Origin of the sequence: Colwellia sp. MB3u-8, assembly GCF_014076985.1 — a bacterium.
In the GTDB taxonomy this organism is placed as follows: Bacteria; Pseudomonadota; Gammaproteobacteria; order Enterobacterales; family Alteromonadaceae; genus Cognaticolwellia.
The window spans coordinates 189,905-208,945 of record NZ_JACGVA010000037.1 but is presented as its reverse complement, the minus strand read 5'-3'; the positions used below and the strand labels follow the sequence as shown (position 1 = coordinate 208,945).

Annotated in this window: 17 protein-coding genes; 11 read left to right on the top strand and 6 right to left on the bottom strand. The window is 39.0% G+C overall.

Annotated elements, in window-relative coordinates; translation table 11 throughout:
* Positions 1–8: 8 nt before the first annotated feature.
* The gene (locus H4J54_RS03295) at positions 9–377 is read left to right on the top strand and encodes a hypothetical protein (protein WP_259367034.1); all 369 of its coding nucleotides are present in this window, start codon (positions 9–11) and stop codon (positions 375–377) included.
* A gap of 40 nt (positions 378–417) precedes the next feature.
* Here H4J54_RS03295 and bioA read toward each other — a convergent pair whose 3' ends face one another.
* Positions 418–1,722, bottom strand: a complete 1,305-nt coding sequence (gene bioA / locus H4J54_RS03290; RefSeq protein WP_259367035.1) for an adenosylmethionine--8-amino-7-oxononanoate transaminase — start codon at positions 1,720–1,722, stop codon at positions 418–420.
* A gap of 99 nt (positions 1,723–1,821) precedes the next feature.
* On the opposite strand from bioA, the gene bioB reads away from it, so the two are divergent.
* The 6 genes from bioB to H4J54_RS03260 all read left to right on the top strand — a co-directional run bounded on the left by bioB (position 1,822) and on the right by H4J54_RS03260 (position 7,588).
* Positions 1,822–2,949, top strand: a complete 1,128-nt coding sequence (gene bioB / locus H4J54_RS03285) for a biotin synthase BioB (RefSeq protein WP_182189526.1) — start codon at positions 1,822–1,824, stop codon at positions 2,947–2,949.
* Positions 2,950–2,954: 5 nt separating this feature from the next.
* On the top strand, positions 2,955–4,118 hold the full coding sequence (locus H4J54_RS03280) for an 8-amino-7-oxononanoate synthase (protein ID WP_182189525.1): 1,164 nt from the start codon (positions 2,955–2,957) through the stop codon (positions 4,116–4,118).
* The gene (gene bioC / locus H4J54_RS03275; protein ID WP_182189524.1) at positions 4,118–4,903 is read left to right on the top strand and encodes a malonyl-ACP O-methyltransferase BioC; all 786 of its coding nucleotides are present in this window, start codon (positions 4,118–4,120) and stop codon (positions 4,901–4,903) included. Before H4J54_RS03280 ends, bioC begins: the two co-directional genes overlap by 1 nt.
* An 84-nt stretch (positions 4,904–4,987) precedes the next feature.
* Positions 4,988–5,665, top strand: coding sequence for a dethiobiotin synthase (gene bioD, locus H4J54_RS03270; RefSeq protein ID WP_182189523.1), 678 nt, complete (start codon positions 4,988–4,990; stop codon positions 5,663–5,665).
* 50 nt (positions 5,666–5,715) lie between these two features.
* Positions 5,716–6,279 carry a YSC84-related protein gene (locus H4J54_RS03265; protein WP_182189522.1) on the top strand — a complete coding sequence of 188 codons (564 nt, stop codon included), beginning with the start codon at positions 5,716–5,718 and terminating at the stop codon, positions 6,277–6,279.
* 817 nt (positions 6,280–7,096) lie between these two features.
* Entirely contained in the window at positions 7,097–7,588 is a 492-nt protein-coding gene (locus H4J54_RS03260; RefSeq protein ID WP_182189521.1) for a hypothetical protein, read from the top strand.
* A 203-nt stretch (positions 7,589–7,791) separates the two neighbouring features.
* On the opposite strand, the gene H4J54_RS03255 is transcribed toward H4J54_RS03260, so the two are convergent.
* Positions 7,792–9,306, bottom strand: a complete 1,515-nt coding sequence (locus tag H4J54_RS03255; RefSeq protein WP_182189520.1) for a diguanylate cyclase — start codon at positions 9,304–9,306, stop codon at positions 7,792–7,794.
* Positions 9,307–9,593: 287 nt separating this feature from the next.
* On the opposite strand from H4J54_RS03255, the gene H4J54_RS03250 reads away from it, so the two are divergent.
* Positions 9,594–10,295 (top strand): transposase, encoded by a 702-nt coding sequence (locus tag H4J54_RS03250; protein ID WP_182189519.1) that lies wholly within the window; start codon positions 9,594–9,596, stop codon positions 10,293–10,295.
* Positions 10,296–10,431: 136 nt separating this feature from the next.
* Here H4J54_RS03250 and H4J54_RS03245 read toward each other — a convergent pair whose 3' ends face one another.
* From H4J54_RS03245 to H4J54_RS03230, 4 genes are all read right to left on the bottom strand, one after another.
* Positions 10,432–11,574 (bottom strand): amidohydrolase, encoded by a 1,143-nt coding sequence (locus H4J54_RS03245; RefSeq protein WP_182189518.1) that lies wholly within the window; start codon positions 11,572–11,574, stop codon positions 10,432–10,434.
* Positions 11,575–12,069: 495 nt separating this feature from the next.
* Positions 12,070–12,807 carry a dipeptidase PepE gene (pepE, locus tag H4J54_RS03240; protein ID WP_404851886.1) on the bottom strand — a complete coding sequence of 246 codons (738 nt, stop codon included), beginning with the start codon at positions 12,805–12,807 and terminating at the stop codon, positions 12,070–12,072.
* Between the two features lie 138 nt (positions 12,808–12,945).
* On the bottom strand, positions 12,946–13,362 hold the full coding sequence (locus tag H4J54_RS03235) for a type II toxin-antitoxin system HicB family antitoxin (RefSeq protein ID WP_182189515.1): 417 nt from the start codon (positions 13,360–13,362) through the stop codon (positions 12,946–12,948).
* 859 nt (positions 13,363–14,221) lie between these two features.
* Positions 14,222–15,118 carry a hypothetical protein gene (locus H4J54_RS03230; RefSeq protein WP_182189513.1) on the bottom strand — a complete coding sequence of 299 codons (897 nt, stop codon included), beginning with the start codon at positions 15,116–15,118 and terminating at the stop codon, positions 14,222–14,224.
* A gap of 229 nt (positions 15,119–15,347) precedes the next feature.
* Here H4J54_RS03230 and H4J54_RS03225 point away from each other — a divergent pair, with 229 nt between their 5' ends.
* From H4J54_RS03225 to H4J54_RS03215, 3 genes are all read left to right on the top strand, one after another.
* Entirely contained in the window at positions 15,348–16,526 is a 1,179-nt protein-coding gene (locus H4J54_RS03225; RefSeq protein ID WP_182189511.1) for a tetratricopeptide repeat protein, read from the top strand.
* 502 nt (positions 16,527–17,028) lie between these two features.
* Positions 17,029–17,586 (top strand): phosphoribosyltransferase, encoded by a 558-nt coding sequence (locus H4J54_RS03220; RefSeq protein WP_182189509.1) that lies wholly within the window; start codon positions 17,029–17,031, stop codon positions 17,584–17,586.
* A 196-nt stretch (positions 17,587–17,782) separates the two neighbouring features.
* The gene (locus H4J54_RS03215; RefSeq protein ID WP_182189507.1) at positions 17,783–18,994 is read left to right on the top strand and encodes an alkaline phosphatase family protein; all 1,212 of its coding nucleotides are present in this window, start codon (positions 17,783–17,785) and stop codon (positions 18,992–18,994) included.
* The last annotated feature ends 47 nt before the right edge of the window (positions 18,995–19,041 follow it).

Below are 19,041 nucleotides of genomic sequence, written 5' to 3'. Positions count from 1 at the left end.
AAAGCGGTATGAAGTATGAAATATCGGGCAAAGAGCGCAGGAATGCGGCTGATTTATGGACTTATGCGTTAAGAGTATTGGCTATCCTTGGTTGGAGCTTGTTTGTTTGCGCTATCATTGTTTCTTATTATGCGGCACCTGATATCGACTATGGCATTTTGCGTTACCATAATATTGAAATTAGAAAGCTTTGGCTGACACCACTGACCGGCTATTTATATATTGTTTTATTGCTAAGTGCCTTAAGTAGTTATTTTTGTTTAATCATTAATAATTACCGTAGCCGGCGTAAAAACGATGGTAAGTATTTTAATATTTTATTATTACTTGTGATTACCATCGCCTGGGTCAGCTTTATATGGCTACAACTTTATTAAGTCGCCAACCTTATTTTCTAGCGCAGCGCTAACAAGGGGGTTAGTTGCGCTTAAAACACTTATCTTCATCTAATACGGTACTAATGGCATTGATCAGTAAACTGAGTTGTGTTTTATCGCTAATAAATGGCGGCATAATATAGATAAGTTGTCCAAAAGGACGTATCCATACGCCCAACTCAACAAAGCGCTTTTGAATCTCGGCCATGTCAACATGCTCAGTGCTTTGAACTACCCCTATAGCGCCTAACACTCTTATATCCTGAACCCTTTGATGATTTTTTAAAGGTAATAATTTTTGCTTAAAAACCTGCTCAATATCAGCTACTTGTTGTTGCCACTGATTACGTTTCAATATTTTAAGGTTGGCGTTAGCAAGGGCACAAGCTAGCGGGTTACCCATAAAGGTAGGTCCGTGCATAAAGCAGCCCGCTTCACCATGACTAATAGTATTGGCCACTTCATCAGTGCATAAGGTGGCTGCCAGTGTCATGTAGCCACCGGTGAGGGTTTTACCTAGACAGATAATATCAGGACTAATATCTGCCCATTCACAGGCAAATAACTTGCCAGTACGGCCTAAGCCTGTGGCAATTTCATCAGCAATCATTAAAACATGATATTGATCACAAAGTTTGCGGCAGGTTCTTAAATAGTTAGGATGATATAAACGCATGCCACCCGCACCTTGGACTATTGGCTCGATAATAAAGGCCGCTATTTGCTGATGATGTTGTGCAAACATGACGGTTAACGCTTCAACGTCAGTAGCATTCCATGCTTGATCAAAGCGAGTTTTTGGCGCGGGAGCAAATAAATTCTTCATTAACACAGGTTCAAACAACTGGTGCATGCCATTAACGGGGTCGCATACTGACATAGCGGCAAAGGTATCACCGTGATAACCATTTCTAACAGTGAGTATTTTATGCTTTTCAGGCTTATTTTTACTGTGCCAATACTGTATCGACATTTTTAACGCCACTTCAACTGACACCGAACCACTGTCACTTAAAAAGACTTTATTTAAGCCCTCAGGTGTTAGCTCAATGAGTGTTTTGGCAAGTTCAATCGCCGGTTCGTGGGTTAAACCACCAAACATCACATGGGCAAATTTTTCAGTTTGCTTTATTAAGGCCTGATTTAATTCGGGGTGATTATAACCGTGCAGTACTGACCACCACGACGACATACCATCAACAAGTTTCTCACCACTGGCCAAGGTAATATGAACGCCCTCGGCAGACTCGACCAGATAAGAAGGTAATGGCTTCGACATAGAAGTATAAGGATGCCAAACGTGGTTTTTATCAAATTCAAGGCTTTCTGTTTGTTTAGTGTTCATATGTAAAGTTAACTTAGTTGATTTGGTTGACATGTTTGAGTTGATGCATAGACTACCGATTAATATTAATAGATGCAATTGACAAACGAGTGAATAACTATGACACAGCAAACATCAGCGGTAAGTGAATCTAGCTCAAATACCACCGTTAATACCGCCGTTAATACCCCAGTTAATAATACCAACCAAGGTAACAGTGAAGTACGCCATAACTGGCAAGCAGAACAAGTTAAAGCACTGTTTGACATGCCATTTAATGATTTGATGTTTAAAGCGCAAGTTATTCATCGCGAAAATTTTAATCCCAATGAAGTACAAGTGAGTACTTTGTTGTCGATTAAAACCGGCGCATGCCCAGAAGATTGTAAATATTGCTCTCAAAGTGCCCGTTATAAAACTGACATTGATAAAGAACGCTTGATGGAAGTGAGTAAAGTGCTTGAAGCGGCACAAGTGGCGAAAGATCAAGGTTCAACACGTTTTTGTATGGGCGCTGGCTGGCGTAACCCAAAGGCAAGAGATATGCCTTCAGTGGTCGAAATGGTTAAAGGTGTAAAAGCACTGGGACTTGAAACCTGTATGACACTCGGCATGTTATCTGCAGAGCAAGCCGGTGAGTTACAAGGTGCAGGCTTGGACTACTACAACCATAACTTAGACACCTCACCAGAGCATTATAATCAAATTATCACGACACGTACTTTTCAAGACAGGTTAGACACTTTATCTAATGTACGAAGTTCAGGCATGAAGGTCTGTAGTGGTGGCATAGTGGGTTTAGGCGAAGAAAGTAAAGACCGGGCGTCATTATTGGCACAATTAGCTAACCTTTCACCGCAACCGGAAAGTGTGCCGATTAATATGTTGGTAAAAATTGAAGGCACGCCGTTATCTGATGTAGCAGACTTAGATCATTTTGAATTTGTTCGCTGTATTGCCGTGGCACGCATCATGATGCCAAAAAGCCATGTGCGTTTATCCGCAGGGCGCGACGCGATGAATGAACAAATGCAAGCCCTGTGCTTTTTAGCGGGCGCGAATTCAATATTCTACGGTTGTAAATTATTAACCACAGGTAATCCTGAAGCCAATAAAGATATGATGTTATTTAACCGCTTAGGTATTAATACTGAAACCATTGCCAGTTCAGCAGCAGACGAAGCAAAAATGAATACCGCTGTGGTTGATCAAAAAAATAGCGATCTATTTTATAACGCGGTTAATTAATATTTATGGCGTTTGATTACTTAACGACAACTATTGCCGAGCAAAAACAGCGCGCACGTTATCGTGTGCGTCAGTGTGTTGCTGAGCAAAATGGCCGTTATGTTAACATTGACCATAAAAGTTACTTAAACTTTTCCTCAAATGACTATCTGGGTTTAAATCATCATCCAAAAATTAACCAAGCATTGCAAGCTGGCGCCGAGCGATTCGGTACTTGTGCGAGTGGCTCAAGTTTAATCACAGGTTACTCTTATGCCCATCAAGCACTAGAAAACGATATTTGTGATTGGCTTAATAAAGCTAAATGTTTGTTGTTTGCCAGTGGGTTTTCCGCTAATAACGCGCTTATGCAGGCCTTGGGTCATAAAAGCTGTGAGCTGTATTTAGATAAACTCAGTCACGCGTCATTAATTGATGGTGCGCTATCAAGTGACGCTAAAGTAAAACGCTTTTTACATAATGATACTGAGCAATTACAAAGTTTTTTAAGGCGAGGTCAAGCGAAGGCTAATGATGACGGTAAAGATTTAAACCAAGTTATTGTCTCAGAAGGTGTTTTTAGTATGGACGGCGATCAGGCTGACGTAACTCATTTAGCGAAAATAGCCCAACAACATAACGCTTTATTATATCTAGACGACGCACATAGTATGGGTGTTGTCGGTGATAAAGGCCAAGGTAGCAGTAGTATCGCAGCCCCTGATATTGTGATGGCCACCTTTGGTAAAAGTATTGCCACGAGCGGCGCTTTTGTGGCTTGTGACGAATTACTGGCTGATTATTTAGTGAACTTTTCGCGCCATTATATTTATTCCACTGCGATATCACCTGCTTTAGCTTGGGCAACAAAAAAGAGTATTGAAATTATTCAAACGGAACATTGGCGTCGTGAAAAAATTGTCGAATTAAGTCAATTACTCGCCTCAAAATTAAGCCATAAGGTTCAACTGATTAACAATGCCTCATCAATTCACGCCATCGTTATTGGTGATGAAATTACCACACTTGATGTTTGTCAAAAACTTCGAGATAAGGGTATTTGGCTCAGTGCTATTCGTCCACCGACGGTTCCAAAAAACAGCTCAAGGTTACGCGTAACCGTAACATCGAGTCATGAAATTAAAGATATCAATTACTTAGCTAATTGTATTAACGAGGTTGTAGCATAATGTCTGAAAAGACTAACCGTTTTAAAATAGCGAGATCTTTTGGCTCGGCCACGACTTCTTATGATGTTTCAGCACGTTTACAACGCTATTGTGGCAAGCATTTAATGCCATTGTTACCTAATAGCCATGATATAACTGCCTTAGATTTGGGCGCAGGCACAGGTTTTTTTACTGAGCTGCTATCAAGCCGTTACCGACAAGTGATTGGTTTAGATGTATCGAAAAAAATGCTGCACTTTGCCAAAGATAATCGCCATAAGCGTATTCATTGGCTTGAAGCTGACGCTTACAAAATACCCTTGCAAGATAACAGCATTGACTTTGTCTATTCAAACCTAATGATCCAATGGTGTGATCCGCTAGACCCAGTGTTAAATGAAATAATACGGGTGTTAAAACCTGGTGGTTCATTTGCTTTTAGTACCCTAGTTGACGGGACTTTATTTGAATTAAAGTCTGCTTGGGCGCACGTTGACAATGACCAACACGTAATTGATTTTCAAATAGAAAGTGAAATTATTGCGTTATTTGATGGCGCGGATCGAAAACTATTGCACGCTAAGCAGCAGGATATTGTTTTAGCGTATGAAAATGTTTTACATTTAGCTCATGAATTGAAAAGCCTTGGCGCTAATCATCTGCCTAAAAAGCAGGGCAAAGGACTTGCGGGTAAAGATAAATGGCAACAAATGACCCAAAACTATCAAGAGTTTTTGCAACCCAATGGTACATATCCAGCTACTTATAAAGTTTTATCTGGGCTAGTGGTTAAATTAAAGGACTGAGCTTTGTCTCTGTTCTTTGTGTCTTATTAAGCCTAAGAATAGCCCATCATAAAAACAATGATTGAATTTTAAGAGTGACCTATTATGTTAAAGCTATTTGTTACCGCCACCGATACAGACGCAGGTAAAACCTACGCAGCCCAAGCGCTTGTTCATGCCTTAGTGGCCAATAATAAAAAGGTGGCGGTCTATAAACCGATTTCGGCGGGTTGCGAGCGCATTAATCATCAGTTAGTTAATAACGATGCTTTGTTATTGCTAAAACAATCTAATTGCCAACAAGTGATTTCTCAGGTTAACCCGATCGCTTTTGAACAAGCTATTGCACCACATATAGCCGCAGCCCAGCTGCAACAAGCTATTCGCTTAACCGATATTCAACGTGGCTATGAACAAGTTACCGCTTTAGCTGCTGATGTGGTTATTTGTGAAGGCGCGGGTGGCTGGCGTTTACCGCTAGGGCAAGGACAATATTTATCAGCGTTTGTACAAGCAAGTTGTCAATATGTTGTACTTGTGGTGAATATGAAGCTAGGCTGCTTAAACCATGCAGTATTAACCTATCAGTCAATTGTAGCCGATGGCCTAAACTGTGTGGGCTGGATAGCCAACTGTCCAGAAAGTATGCCTTATTTAGCGGAAAATATTAGTGAGTTGACTACACTACTACCCATACCTAAATTGGCAGAGTTACCTTTTGAATTAGATATAACTAAAGCAGCGCAGCGAATAGATATTAGGCTATTAACCTCACTGATTTAACATCTAGCATAAGGTTAAGTGATATAAACTTGAAATAAAGAGGATAAAAAATGTTATCGATTAAAAGCTTAACCTGTCTCATTCTTTGCTTTACCTTAGTGGCGTGCGCATCCATGGGGACAGGTAGTAAAATGGAAAAGCAGCAAGAGATACTTACCATGAAAGATAGTGTTTTAACCCAGCTTTTTGCTAATAAACCCGACACGCGTGCACAAATAAACGCGGCTCCGGGTTACGCGGTATTTTCTAATGCCAATGTGAATTTGTTACTGATCGCAGCAGGTACAGGTTATGGCGTCGTAAAAGATATGAAAACAAGTAAATATATTTATATGAATATGGCTGAAGGAGGCGTTGGCTTAGGACTTGGCGTGAAGGACTACCGTATCGTAATGGTTTTTCATACCAATGAGGCAATGAACAACTTTGTTAATACCGGTTGGACCTTTGGTGGCAATGCGGATGCCGCCGCAAAAGCAGGCAATAAGGGTGCATCAGTTGAAGGTGAATTATATTATGGTGATGTTACCGTATACACTTTCACCGAAAATGGTTTAGCACTACAAGCTACGATTAAAGGAACTAAGTTCTGGAAGGATAGTGAGCTAAATTAAAATGATTTAGTGTATTCGCTTAGTACATTTTTTTGACCCTGTAACAAAATCTGTTACAGGGTCATTTTTTTTGTCTCATGTAGCTGGCAAACCTAATAGGTTGGTATCATCTGATTGATTCAACTACCTCAGTTAAGCAATCCCAAAAACTGCACTTTCATTCTAGACTCAAGTCGGCCACCGTAAATATAAACCCATGATTACCTTGTTTGGAGTGTGCGTTTTACATTGGCCTATTTATTATCACTGCGATTTTTCCACCTTATTGTGTTCATTTACTATTGGTTAGTTTTGCAATAAGAAAAAACAGCTATCACCGAATTTGGCCAACAACATATAGCATAAAAAGCTAAAACACTGATATTCAGACCAATAAAAAGCATTTTGGCAGTAATCACAAATGCGTTAATTATTTTTCTTATCAGAACAGTTTGATTAATGATTGCGTAGACTGATTGCATTGGAAAGAAGTGAGCATAAGTTTTTGGCAACGCTATACTTAAATTTAAACTGGGTTATGGTTAAAAACCAATGAAAAAATTAAATAAGTTAATGGTGATTCAACTGTAAGAGAAATAACGCAATATCAGTTAAAAGCAACACCACTTAAAACAATAAACGAACTTTGATGTAGAAGTAGTAAATTATCACAAAGTTTCAGGACTTTGATTAGTTATTAATAACTAACAATGTGAGGAAAGCAGTAAGTAGTAAAACTTTAAGAGTGTTCACTAGCGTTATTTGAATAATAACGTTAAGCATAATCTAAATTTGGTGTAAAAATTTAGTACTACAACAATGAAAAAAGGACGAATTCATGAAAACAGTAATTAAAGCAATAGTTATAGCCAGTGTATTGGCTTCACCAGTATTTGCCTATGATAATCATAAAGCTGAAATGAAAGATGAAGGTAAGATGATGGGCGGCATGATGGGAATGATGAATCATGACCAAATGATTAAAATGCATCAACATATGCAAGAGATGCAATCATTAATGGCAAAGATTAAAAAAGAAACGGATCCAAATAAACATCTAGATATGATGGAGCAACACATGAAAATGATGGAGCAACACATGGAGATGATGCCAAAAGACATGCATATGATGAATGGTAAAGCTGGCATGATGGGAGATAAAGGGGGCATGACACAAATGAACAAGAGTAAAGAAATGAGTATGGAAAAACGTATGGGCATGATGGAAAATCACATGAACATGATGCAAATGATGATGGAGCAAATGATGAATCATAATGCAGAGGAGGGTAAATCACATGAATATGATGAAAGTGATGATGAAAAATAGTGCAGTGTGTAGTCGCTCAAACTTTATCTGATGTTTTTGAATATCAGAGCTTAACTAAATCTGACCGGCAGCAATAAGCTCAAAGTTGCCGTTGACTGTCGTTCTATTAAAAGGCCGTTCATGCATCAGGAAGGTGATTAGGTATCTAGGTCAACCAACAATTGCTGAATCTTTCCATTGGGCTTCCTGCGCCTGCGATTCAGTTATCCCTCAATTCTGTTTCGCCCGTTTTCCTTAGCCTTGTAGAGAGCGTCATCCGCTTTTCGAATCACGACTGCAAGGTCATCTTCAATGGATGACGGGCAGGCGATCCCACCGCTGATGCTCAGTCTTATATCTTCTCCGTTATTGCCCTTAAGGTCCAGTGCCTCAACCGTTTCTCGGATGCGATCTACAGAAATACGGGCCTGTTCGAGACTGGTTTCAGGCATCATCAGGATGAACTCTTCACCTCCGAAACGTGCGACGATATCGGTAGGTCGTATCTGCCCTGAAATCACACCTGACAAGGCCTTGAGCACCTCGTCGCCTTTGTCATGGCCCCAAGTGTCGTTTACGGTTTTGAAATGGTCGATATCAACAATTGATAGTACATAGGGGCGATTGTATCGTTTGGCCTGCTCTACAATGTTATCGGCAAACTCGAAGAATGCGCGGCGGTTTTTGAGTCCGGTGAGAAAATCACTGCGAGCCAAGGATTCAGCTTTTGCCTTTGCATCGGCCAGAGCGTTTGTCCACAGCCTGTAAAACTGGAAACTGAGGAGAACCACGAGCAGCAGAGTTGCGCTCATCACCCAGTAGAAAGCTCGATTGGATTGGAGCGTTTCTTCAAATGCCTTAGTTAGCTGTATAATTTCCCCGCTTTCAATAGCGGTTTGAAAAAGGCTCTGATTCAATTGCAGCGTCAGGTAACAGAACAGCAGGATACTCGCGACCACGATTCCGAGTAACACAATGATGTCCCGCTTGGCCATTTTTACGTTGGTTGGTGCCCAGACTCTGTTCATCTTCAGTCTTTCAATAATCGGAAAGACGAAGAAGAGAATCGGTCCAACGAGCAGGACCTGAGTTACGAACCCGTTGAGCCACCAATCATACCAGTTGTCGATAAGTTGAACGGTACTCAACTCGACCGAGTTGGTGTGGCTCCAGATAAAGGAACCGGCCGCAGAAAAGACGGCACTGAGCAGACCTATGATGGCGAAGAAGAGAATCGGCCCTACTCGGCGCAGAGATAGCTGAACGGGCAGGGCACGATAGACTATGGTGTAAACTGCAAGAGTAATTGGGTTTGTGCATGCGAATAGGATTGCCCACTGAACCGGCATATGGGAAACGAGGGCAACAGTCAGTGTAGCGAGATAGGAAGGGATCGCACCCCACGAAAACCCCCAGAGCAGGACCCAGAGTAGGCAGAGCGGCAATGGTAGAAATAGAGTGAAAGCCAGGTCACCGACTTGAAAACCGAAAATGGTATCGTAGGCGACATAGTTGGCTGCACACCACCATCCGAAACTCACACAGAAGATGCAGGTAAGAATCCAGGCCATTGAGATGAGAAGAATCTCACGTCTATCGCCACAGGTAAGAAGGAGGCGAAGATTGATCGGCCGGTACAATCCCGGAGAATCCGGGGTAAACAGTAAAATAGGCCTTCGTGGTTGTTCAGGCAATTCAAGCAGACCTGCAGCCGACTGGCTATCAAGTTCTTTCGCCATTATTCCTCCGCAGCTAACAATATTAATAAGACGTAAACGCCCGTGTTTAAACAGGGGCGTTTGCGTATATATTTTTTAACTATCATAGCCATATAGGTTAAGTTATTACAACGTAATTTTTCCGATAACCGAGTTTTGATGTTGCGAAAACACGAGCAACTCAGCGCTATTACCAACAATACCCCCATTAAACTGGGGTCAGGGTCAACTTAACTTAAAATTCTAAATTCTAAATCCTGGGCTATGGGCTATACTTTAATTTAGTCAATTTACATGGATGTAAACAAATGGCCAGATTGCCCCGGGTCAGCCCGGTAAATATTCCTCAACACATTATCCAACGCGGAAATAATCGCCAAATATGCTTTGCCAGTGAGCAAGATTTCGCAAGTTATGTAAGCTGGTTAAAAGAATATTCTAAAAAATATTTGGTCGATATTCACGCCTGGGTATTGATGACTAATCACGTGCATATACTGTGTACTCCTCACATGAGCAATAGTATCAGCTTGATGATGCAATCTTTAGGCAGGCAGTATGTGCGTTATTTTAATTGTTGCCATGGACGTACAGGAACACTGTGGGAAGGCCGCTATAAGTCTTGCCTGGTACAAGTCGAAGATTACCTTTTGCAGCTCTATCGATATATAGAGCTTAACCCCGTTAGAGCAAACATGATTGAAGACCCTGCTGACTATCATTGGTCAAGCTATCAGATTAATGGCCTTGGAAAAGATTCTGAGTTATGTACACCACACCCAATATATCTTGCGCTGCATAGCAATGCCATACAACGCCAGGCGGTTTATCGCGCCTTATTTACATCCCACGTAGAAGATAAATTACTTGCAGATATTCGCGTCAATTCAAACAAGGGAATGGCCATTGGTAATGATCAATTCAAGCAAGAGATCGAAGCCTTAACAGGCAGAAGAATGAGAGAACAAAAAATGGGTCGCCCAGTCCACCCGCAGAAAAAAAGAAGCTAACTGGGTTGTAGGAGTTAAGTCGACCCTGACCCCAGTTTTAAGAGATCGAAGCCTTAACAGGCAGAAGAATGAGAGAACAAAAAATGGGTCGCCCAGTTCACCCGCAGAAAAAAAGAAGCTAACTGGGTTGTAGGAGTTAAGTCGACCCTGACCCCAGTTTTATATTAAAACAGTGTTCTGCGATTTTAATAAAATAACGACTGCCAGTTTCAATGAGTTGATCTGGAAAATCATAGTCTGAATTATGTAATGCTGGAGTGTCCTCACCTGCACCTAATCCAAATAATGCGCCACAATACAGTTTGGTAAACTGACCAAAGTCTTCTGACCAAGGAAAGGGATGTGGTGTGAGGTGAACAGGTTCTTCACTCAAAGCGCTGGTAATAATTTCCACTGCCGCTTCATGATTGACAGTTGCATCAAAAACATCTTCACTTTCAATTGAATAAGCTAGCTTGTGCTGTATTGCTAGCTCTATGACTTTGTCATTGACAATATCGACTAAGCGTTTCATTTCATTATTATGTTCACTGCGCAGCGTGACATATATTTCGGCATCAGAGGGTGAGGTGCCGAAGGATTTTTCGCCTAATTTGACGCCAACAACAGTTGCAAAAGTAAAGTCACTTTGGCTGTTAATTAACATTGGCAATTGCTCAAATAACGGCAGTAACTGATAAACAGCTTTAATTGGACTGTTTCCTGTTTCCGGTTGTGCTGCGTGAGCTGTTTTCCCCGTTAAGCGGATAATCACCCCACGGGATGCACAACAGATTGTGCCGGTTTTGATCAATACTCCGCCCATTGGATATTTAGGGACATTGTGTAACGCAAATACAAAATCTGGCTTAAATTGCTGTGCAATTTTATCTTCGAGTACTTTTTTTGCCCCTTCACCCGTTTCCTCTGCTGGTTGGAACAATAAGATCAACCGGCCATTTTCCAGCCTGTTTTTGGCATAATACTGAGCAACTGCAGCCAGTATTGCCATATGGCCATCATGGCCACATTTATGGGATATTCCTGCCGTTATTGAGCGATAATCAAAAGTATTAGTTTCAGTAATGGCTAGGGCATCGAGTTCACATCGTAACATTACCGTGTTCCCTGTTGCCCCGTCACCAAAACAAACCGCGACACCTGTACCACCAATACCGGTAATAATGTGATCGGGTGCCAATGGTGTTAAATATTCAACTAAACGAGCCGCAGTGCCGACCTCGCTATTAGAAAGTTCAGGGTGCTGATGTAACTTTTGTCTTAACTTTATGCAATTCATTATTTGACTCCGAATATTTTGTTTGGTGAATGTGTAAATCTTGTTTGATCTGAGGGGCTAGCATGTATAAGCCAATGATGGTCAATAAACAAAATTTCTCAGGATTGTGCCGACTTTTGCACTATTCAGTTGGTTCCATTTTGGAACATACAGTCATTTGCACTTTTGTAAGTCTGCTATTAGCACACAGAGACATCCTTCTAGGGGCTTTTAGTACCTGACGTATATCGGCAAAGGTGGCTTTTCCGTCTGTCAGTCTTGATCAAAACCTATAAAGCCAAAGCTATTAATTCAAGTTTGAACTAATACAGCTTAGAGTCTCTAAAAAGACAATCTATTCCGACAAATAACCACTGTGGCAGCCGCTTTGTAGTGGCCAAATAAATTATGCCACTACAGCGAAAATTTCTGCTAGCTTCAACTTAGTAAGTTATCTTTGAATATCACATTCATCACTTATATAACTTGCCCACTTCAATATAACTTATATCAAGTTTATAAAAGATAATCTAAGTTGTCTTCAGTCGTGATAATAGTTTTTTTACCTGCCCTAAATAAAAATCCATTAACTGCAGTTGCTGAGCCTTTTATATCAGATAAGCCCGATACTAACTTAATGGTATTTTGCTTAATATCTAACGCGGTTCCTTCGACAATCGCAACAATGGCTGTATCCGTATTTAGCACCATAAATTCGGCTAAACGTTGTGCACGAGTTTCGCCATTATGACCCGGAGGATTATAGTCGGTATAATGTGGATTCAGCTGAAAATCAACCAGTTGCAGAGCATTAAAACTTTCAGGTTCAATAATTGGCATATCATTTGTCGTGCGAATAGAAAGTCCCGCAATATTTGAACCTGCACTCCAGCCTATGTAAGGCGTGCCTTGTGCTACTTTGCTTTGAATGACTTTAATTAACTTGTTTTGATATAACTGATGCAATAAATTAAAAGTATTGCCACCACCAACCGCTATTGCTGGCGCGGCATTAATGGCGCTGACGGGGTCAGCATACTGATGAATACCGGTAACTTTAATGCCTAGCTCAGTTAATGCATTTTGCACCATTGCCGTGTAGTCATCGTAATTGACTGTCACACCGGCATAAGGAATAAATAATAATTCAGTAACTCCCGTAAGCTTGGCCTTTATTAAGGCCAATGCATGTTGTAAGTAGCTTGTATCACCAACACGAGAGCTACTTAGTAGTAGTAAGTTTGCATTTTCAATAGTCAATTTTTTAGCCTTTTAAATTCATTAAGTGGTATCATGTCATTTGATTTATAAGGAGAATTTTAACCATTATTGGTTTTTATACTCAATATAACTCAGCCAGAATAACGACCTCAAACGTTAGTTTGAAGTCGTTTAATTGTGTTTAGTATTAACTAACTCTGTTAAACAAGCCATGGCAATAAAACCAGAACGTGTTTTGTAATTTGAAGATTTAGCCACCCGATCATCAATTTGTTTTATTAATAGTTCAGGTAAGGTTACATTGATTTTATGGCTTTTCCCCATGTAGGGGACAATGTCAAAATCAAGTATGGCCCAAATAGGTGAGGCGGCTGTAGACAACAACATATGCTCGTCAATAGTTTTTGCCTGAGGCACTTTTTCGCCGTATTCAACCAATATGCTTAAGTGTGAAATCATGGCGGCATTTAATAATAAAAAGCCTTCATCTATGGTCGCTGCTTTTACCTGACAACCCGGTAAATCAACAACTGAAAGCCGGTAATTTTTATCATCGTTATTGCGTAAAACCAAGACTGGATATTTCATAGCTTTGTCCTTTATCTTATCTATACCAAGCATAACCCCAAGACCTCCATCTGTAAATGCACAGATAACCCTAAGGGTTACCATGAATAAGCGAGCCATAACCCTGATAACCCCCTGTGACCACTACGAGACAACCCTGGTAACTCCAGAGTTTTAAGGTGTGATTATTTACTTACCTTAATATTGTTTATTAACCGAGTTTATATTTTTTATCATAGGTTTTTTCATTATGTTTTTAATAAAACCTGATATTTAAAAAAAGGTTATTTATAGAGTTATTGGATGTAAGAATGTCGTGAAATAACTTGAGCGCGAATGAATAATTTTACTGCTGAGTCGTTAGTGTCGGGATTTTATGACATTTATCTTTGCTGTTTTGGTCAATTTTAGCTTGAATTAGCACAGGGTAACATCATTATAAGAGGCTAAAAACTGACTAATAAAGTTGACGATTAAAAAAGCTATATAGAAGCTTGTTTATGGTGTTTGAACCAGAGCATTATCCAATCAAATTTAGCGTTTAATCCTGGTAGGTAGCGAGAAATTTAGTTTTACATTTAGAAGAATCACATAAATAGATGAAAAATTTTTTATTTTGTCAGGCTATTAAGGCAATCACTGACCCAATGAACTCTTTTGCTAGCTGAGTTATTGGCCCTGTTTTAATTATGCGGAGTGAGCAACTACCCATATTTCTTAGCCATAGTTTTCAAAACTAAAATGTCCCGAAGCGCGTCTTAAGTGTTTTTGAAAACCTAGCTCAAGTAATACATCTCGTGTGTCATGCACCATGGCGGAATTACCACATAAAGAGAAAATACTCGCTCATTTTTAATGCTTAAAGTTGAGCAATAAAAGCTTAAAACTTATGTTTTTCGACATCATTAAGGTTTATTTCGTAGGCGTTCCTGCCAATACCGAAAAACTCTTCGTCAGTAAAAACAATAACCTCTTCATTAAGAAAGGTTATCGCTTCTTTTTGCGTAACAATACCTAAATCAATGCGATACCTATCACCAGAGAAAAAATCATCACCTTGCCAATTTTCAAACAGCCAAATGCGTTGCGAGTCCAGTAGTACCAGTTTGTTCTTGCTCGGACTTAAAGCCGCTGACGTTATCCAACAGAGTTTTTCGGCAATAGTGCAGGTTTTAAATTTACTTATTTTTTCTGCATCATAATTAGCCGCATGATCGCCAATTTTATATAAGCTAGTTATACCATTAAAAGGTACGGTACGGTTTTTGGTAAATAAATAAAGGTACTTTTTATAAAAAACAAAAGCTTCAACATCAAATACCATTTCATCGGCTTTAGGGGGAAAACTGGTATGTTCAGGGTATTTAAATTTAATAATTTCTGCTTGCGTTGTTTCACCTTTTATATCGATAGGGTTTTCAATTTTATATATGGTTAACCATTTACGCAGATTATGATTATTACCAAAGTCGCCTAAAAAGAAATGACCAAAATCGTCTTGGGTCATATCCTCCCAGTCAATATTTTTAGCGTTAGTGATGGTAATTGCTCTATCAATACCACCCGTTTTATTTAGCTGGTATAACTTTGCCTGGTCGCCACCATCATTAATTGCCCAAAGTTTATTGTGTTTATCAAACTCAATACCTGATATTTCGTTTAGTTGAGCGTCAATGGTGGCATATTTGTTCTTATATAACTGATAGCTAGTGGTAGCTATGATTATGATAACGGCAATAGCACTACCGGTAAAAAATCCGGCCAGTGTTTTTTTCATAAATGTGAAACCAATAAAATTTAGCAAGTTAATTAAACCGCAGCATAGCAGGGAATAAAAAAAAATACTTGTCCATTTGTAGGCAGGGCTTTGCAGTGGCACTCAATGTAGCAATGATAGCGATTAATAAAGTGTAAATTTTTATTAATCTAGGGTAAAAAACCGCCCGAATAACATAATAAGTAATATGCTTAACGTATATCTGAGTTGATATTGTCTTGGAGTATAGATGAAACAACGACTAATATTCTGCGGTATAGGCATAACATTTATCTTATTAACTGGCTGCCAGTCGGGTAATAGATTACAAAACTATTATCTTGGCGATATCCAAGCTAGTGAATTTTTAGATGATAAATTTATCGGCTATAAAAATATTTTAATAGAAACTGAAACTGAAATATTTGCCTTAAGTACCGAGATGAAAGTCATGGCAAAAAGTATGAGTTTAGAGCGTGATGCCCGGCAAAAAGCGACCAAACTACTGCAGCATTTCTTTAGTCCTGAAGACATCAATTTAGCTTATGAATCTGGTGCTAATGTTATTGCTGCCCAAGCATTTAAAAACCAAGCGGCTAATTGTTTATCATTAACTATTATGGCTTATGCGATAGCGCAAGAGGCGAAGCTAAGCGTTGCATTTCAACGTGTTGATGTGCCTGAATACTGGGTGCGTAATGGTCGTGTTAATATGCTTACGGGTCATATTAATCTCACTGTTTTGGACGAAAAATTCCCTGATAAAAGGCTAGTTTTTCAGCGCACAGGTATTGAAATTGATTTCGACCCTTTTGTAAATAAAATGCCCTTTGAAAAACATAAAATAAATAAAAACACCGTGCTAGCAATGTTTTACAATAATAAAGCCGCTACTGCCATGGTTAATGGTGATTATATTACTGCTTATGCTTATTTAAAAAAAGCCACTCAAGTCGATCCTCTTTTTTCTTCAGCGTGGGGTAACTTAGGTATTTTATATCGTTTTAATGGTTATCAGCAAAGTGCGATTGACACTTACCGATACGCGATAAGTTTAAACCATCATAATTTAACCTCGATGGCTAATTTGAGTATGTTATTACATGCCAAGGGGTCGTATGAAGAAGCGAAACGACTAGACAGCTACATTATACGCAAGCGAGCAAATAACCCTTATTATTATGCGTTACTCGGTGATGAAAAATTTTATCAAGGCGCTTATAAAGAGGCATTAAATCATTATAAAAAGGCGATAAAACTTAATAAAAATATCCATGAATTTTATTTTGGTTTAGCAAAAGTTTACTATATGTTGGATGAGGTAGGAAAGGCGAAAACTTACATCAAAAAAGCCATGGCAAAAAATAATTTCGCTCAACTCGATAAGCAATACTTAGTGAAGTTAACTATTTTAAATCAAAACTATTGAGTCTTGATATTAATATAATAACCTTGGCTTTACGTTATATATAACTTTGGCTTTATTGTTATACCAATTTCATTAATTAGGTGGTCTACTTTATACGCAGGAAAAATGGCCAAATATAAGGCATTTATTTAATCACTAGTTGTTCTAATTATTAAATAAATAACGCAGTAGTGGGTTATTTTAACCAGTAAAAATGATCAGATAATTAGTGAGATTGGTATTATCAGGGTATTTTCAGTTTGTGCTTTACCAGGCTTAGTTGCTATTGAAATACAGTAGCGAGTTTACTGTATGGATGTTACTGACTACATTTATGTTTGTTTTTTATCATGCAGGTAGCTGAAAAAAACCTTTTTTTTATTATCGCCTTTGCTTTTATCTTTCTTAAAATGAGCTTTGTGGCTCAAAATATATAAATAATTCAACGGGGCTACTCAGCCTAGCAAAAAACACGTTATAATGTCGCTCAGTCAAAAATTAATTAAATGAGGTTAGCTCATCAATGGAAAAGCGATTTATAACAGCGCAAGAGTTGCTTGAAGATTCATTTCGTGTTGCTGCGAAAGCTTTTGAAGACGGTTTCAGACCACAATTTATTGTTGGAATTTGGCGTGGTGGTGCACCTATTGGCATTGCAGTACAAGAATACTTTGACTTTAAACAAGTAGAAACTGACCATATAGCGGTTCGCACGTCTTCTTATTACGGTATAAATCAACAAAGCAAAGAAATTAAAGTGCACGGTTTACATTATATTATTGAAAATGCTAATGCCGATGATGGTCTGTTAATTGTTGATGATGTTTTCGATTCTGGTCGAAGTATTGCAGCTTTAATAGCTCAAATGAAAAAGTTAACCCGTAATAATATGCCAAAAGATGTCAGAATCGCATGTCCTTGGTATAAACCCACAAATTCTAAAGTGGATTTAGTGCCTGATTATTATGTTCATGAATCAACAGAATGGTTAGTTTTTCCACATGAGTTATCAGGTTTAACACCTGATGAAATAGCCCATGGTAAAAAAGATTTGGTCAATATTTTAGACTTATTCGAATAGCGTTATTTTATCAGTTAAAACAACTAACATACGGTCTTCACCTGTGTTGGTTGTTATATCAACGAAATAGCCAGAGTGAAACATTCATTCGTCTAGCGTAAAGACAAAAAGCTTAAGCTACCCGCTTGTAAAAAATTTGTTATTACCTTATCTTACACAGTCTAAAATTAAAGCGAACTTAATCTGGTTGTGTCGAATGAATCTAAAAGCATTAATACTTTTGGGCTGTTTTTTTTCCTCTGTTAGTTGGGCTAAAACGCCGCTGGTGCTATTGTCTATCGATGGTTTTGCTCAGCGTTACATAGCACAATATCAACCTAAAAATTTAATGTCGCTCATGCAGCAAGGCACTAGTGCCAAAGCTTTGTTACCGATTTATCCTAGTAAAACCTTTCCAAATCACTTAAGTATTATCACCGGTCGTTATCCCATAAATCATGGCATTGTGCATAATACCTTTTATCATCGAGATATTGATAAAGACTATAAATTGGGCGATGGAAAAAACGATGCCCGCTGGTTAACTGCCAAGCCACTTTGGCATATTAATGAAATGCAGGGCAATAAATCGGCGGTTTATTTCTGGCCAGAATCTGAGACAGCCATAGATAATAAAACGGCTAGTTATTATTATCCTTATAAGCATTCTACCCCGAATAAAAAAAGGCTTGAGCAAATACTCGCATGGTTACGCCTACCTGAATCCGAACGACCAAATTTTATCGCGGGTTATTTTGCCAGTGTCGATGATGCGGGTCATAAATTTGGTGAAAACTCGCCACAACTTATTGATGCAATAAGCAAACTTGATGCTTTACTTGGAGATTTTGTCCAACAAATTAATCAGGAATTTAAGGGTAAAGTTAATGTAGTGATCGTTTCAGATCATGGCATGACTAAAGTTAATAAACACCATGTTATAAAATGGCAGGAAAATATTATAGAGGGTGTAAAAGCCATTAATGGCTCCACGCAATTATATTTGTATAGCGATAACGAGATTAAATTACAGCAAAGTGTTCAGCTATTTAATCATGCCCAAGCCAATGCTCAAACCGAAAACAAACAAGCCCAATACCGTGTCTACCAATATATTGACTTTCCAGCCCATTGGCATTTAAACCGAAAAACAGCGGTAGTACCTAATGTTATTATTGAAGCTTTGCCATCCTATGTTTTTAGTCAAGGTAAGGCGAATATCACAGCAGAAACACATGGTTACGATCCCAAGTCATCTCAAGAGCTTGAGGCTATTTTTATCGCAACGGGACCTGCATTTAGCAAAAACAAGCAAATTGCAGCGTTTGAGAACATACATGTATTACCTATTATTACCCGAGCATTAGGGCTAAAAGATGTCGATAATATTGACGGTAGCTATCAAGTAGCTGAGCAAATAGTTGAATAGCCTTACCAGTGATGCAAGCTCAGAACTTAGTTAAGCTAATCGGTTTA

What these genes read in the sequence shown, in the direction of transcription:
- H4J54_RS03245 (WP_182189518.1), bottom strand. Translation starts at nt 11,574, where the DNA reads ATGAATTGCATAAAGTTAAGACAAAAGTTACATCAGCACCCTGAACTT.
- H4J54_RS03250 (WP_182189519.1), top strand. Translation starts at nt 9,594, where the DNA reads ATGGCCAGATTGCCCCGGGTCAGCCCGGTAAATATTCCTCAACACATT.
- H4J54_RS03235 (WP_182189515.1), bottom strand. Translation starts at nt 13,362, where the DNA reads ATGAAATATCCAGTCTTGGTTTTACGCAATAACGATGATAAAAATTAC.
- H4J54_RS03265 (WP_182189522.1), top strand. Translation starts at nt 5,716, where the DNA reads ATGTTATCGATTAAAAGCTTAACCTGTCTCATTCTTTGCTTTACCTTA.
- bioB (WP_182189526.1), top strand. Translation starts at nt 1,822, where the DNA reads ATGACACAGCAAACATCAGCGGTAAGTGAATCTAGCTCAAATACCACC.
- H4J54_RS03255 (WP_182189520.1), bottom strand. Translation starts at nt 9,306, where the DNA reads ATGGCGAAAGAACTTGATAGCCAGTCGGCTGCAGGTCTGCTTGAATTG.
- H4J54_RS03295 (WP_259367034.1), top strand. Translation starts at nt 9, where the DNA reads ATGAAGTATGAAATATCGGGCAAAGAGCGCAGGAATGCGGCTGATTTA.
- H4J54_RS03220 (WP_182189509.1), top strand. Translation starts at nt 17,029, where the DNA reads ATGGAAAAGCGATTTATAACAGCGCAAGAGTTGCTTGAAGATTCATTT.
- H4J54_RS03260 (WP_182189521.1), top strand. Translation starts at nt 7,097, where the DNA reads ATGAAAACAGTAATTAAAGCAATAGTTATAGCCAGTGTATTGGCTTCA.
- H4J54_RS03280 (WP_182189525.1), top strand. Translation starts at nt 2,955, where the DNA reads ATGGCGTTTGATTACTTAACGACAACTATTGCCGAGCAAAAACAGCGC.
- H4J54_RS03215 (WP_182189507.1), top strand. Translation starts at nt 17,783, where the DNA reads ATGAATCTAAAAGCATTAATACTTTTGGGCTGTTTTTTTTCCTCTGTT.
- bioA (WP_259367035.1), bottom strand. Translation starts at nt 1,722, where the DNA reads ATGAACACTAAACAAACAGAAAGCCTTGAATTTGATAAAAACCACGTT.
- bioD (WP_182189523.1), top strand. Translation starts at nt 4,988, where the DNA reads ATGTTAAAGCTATTTGTTACCGCCACCGATACAGACGCAGGTAAAACC.
- H4J54_RS03225 (WP_182189511.1), top strand. Translation starts at nt 15,348, where the DNA reads ATGAAACAACGACTAATATTCTGCGGTATAGGCATAACATTTATCTTA.
- bioC (WP_182189524.1), top strand. Translation starts at nt 4,118, where the DNA reads ATGTCTGAAAAGACTAACCGTTTTAAAATAGCGAGATCTTTTGGCTCG.
- H4J54_RS03230 (WP_182189513.1), bottom strand. Translation starts at nt 15,118, where the DNA reads ATGAAAAAAACACTGGCCGGATTTTTTACCGGTAGTGCTATTGCCGTT.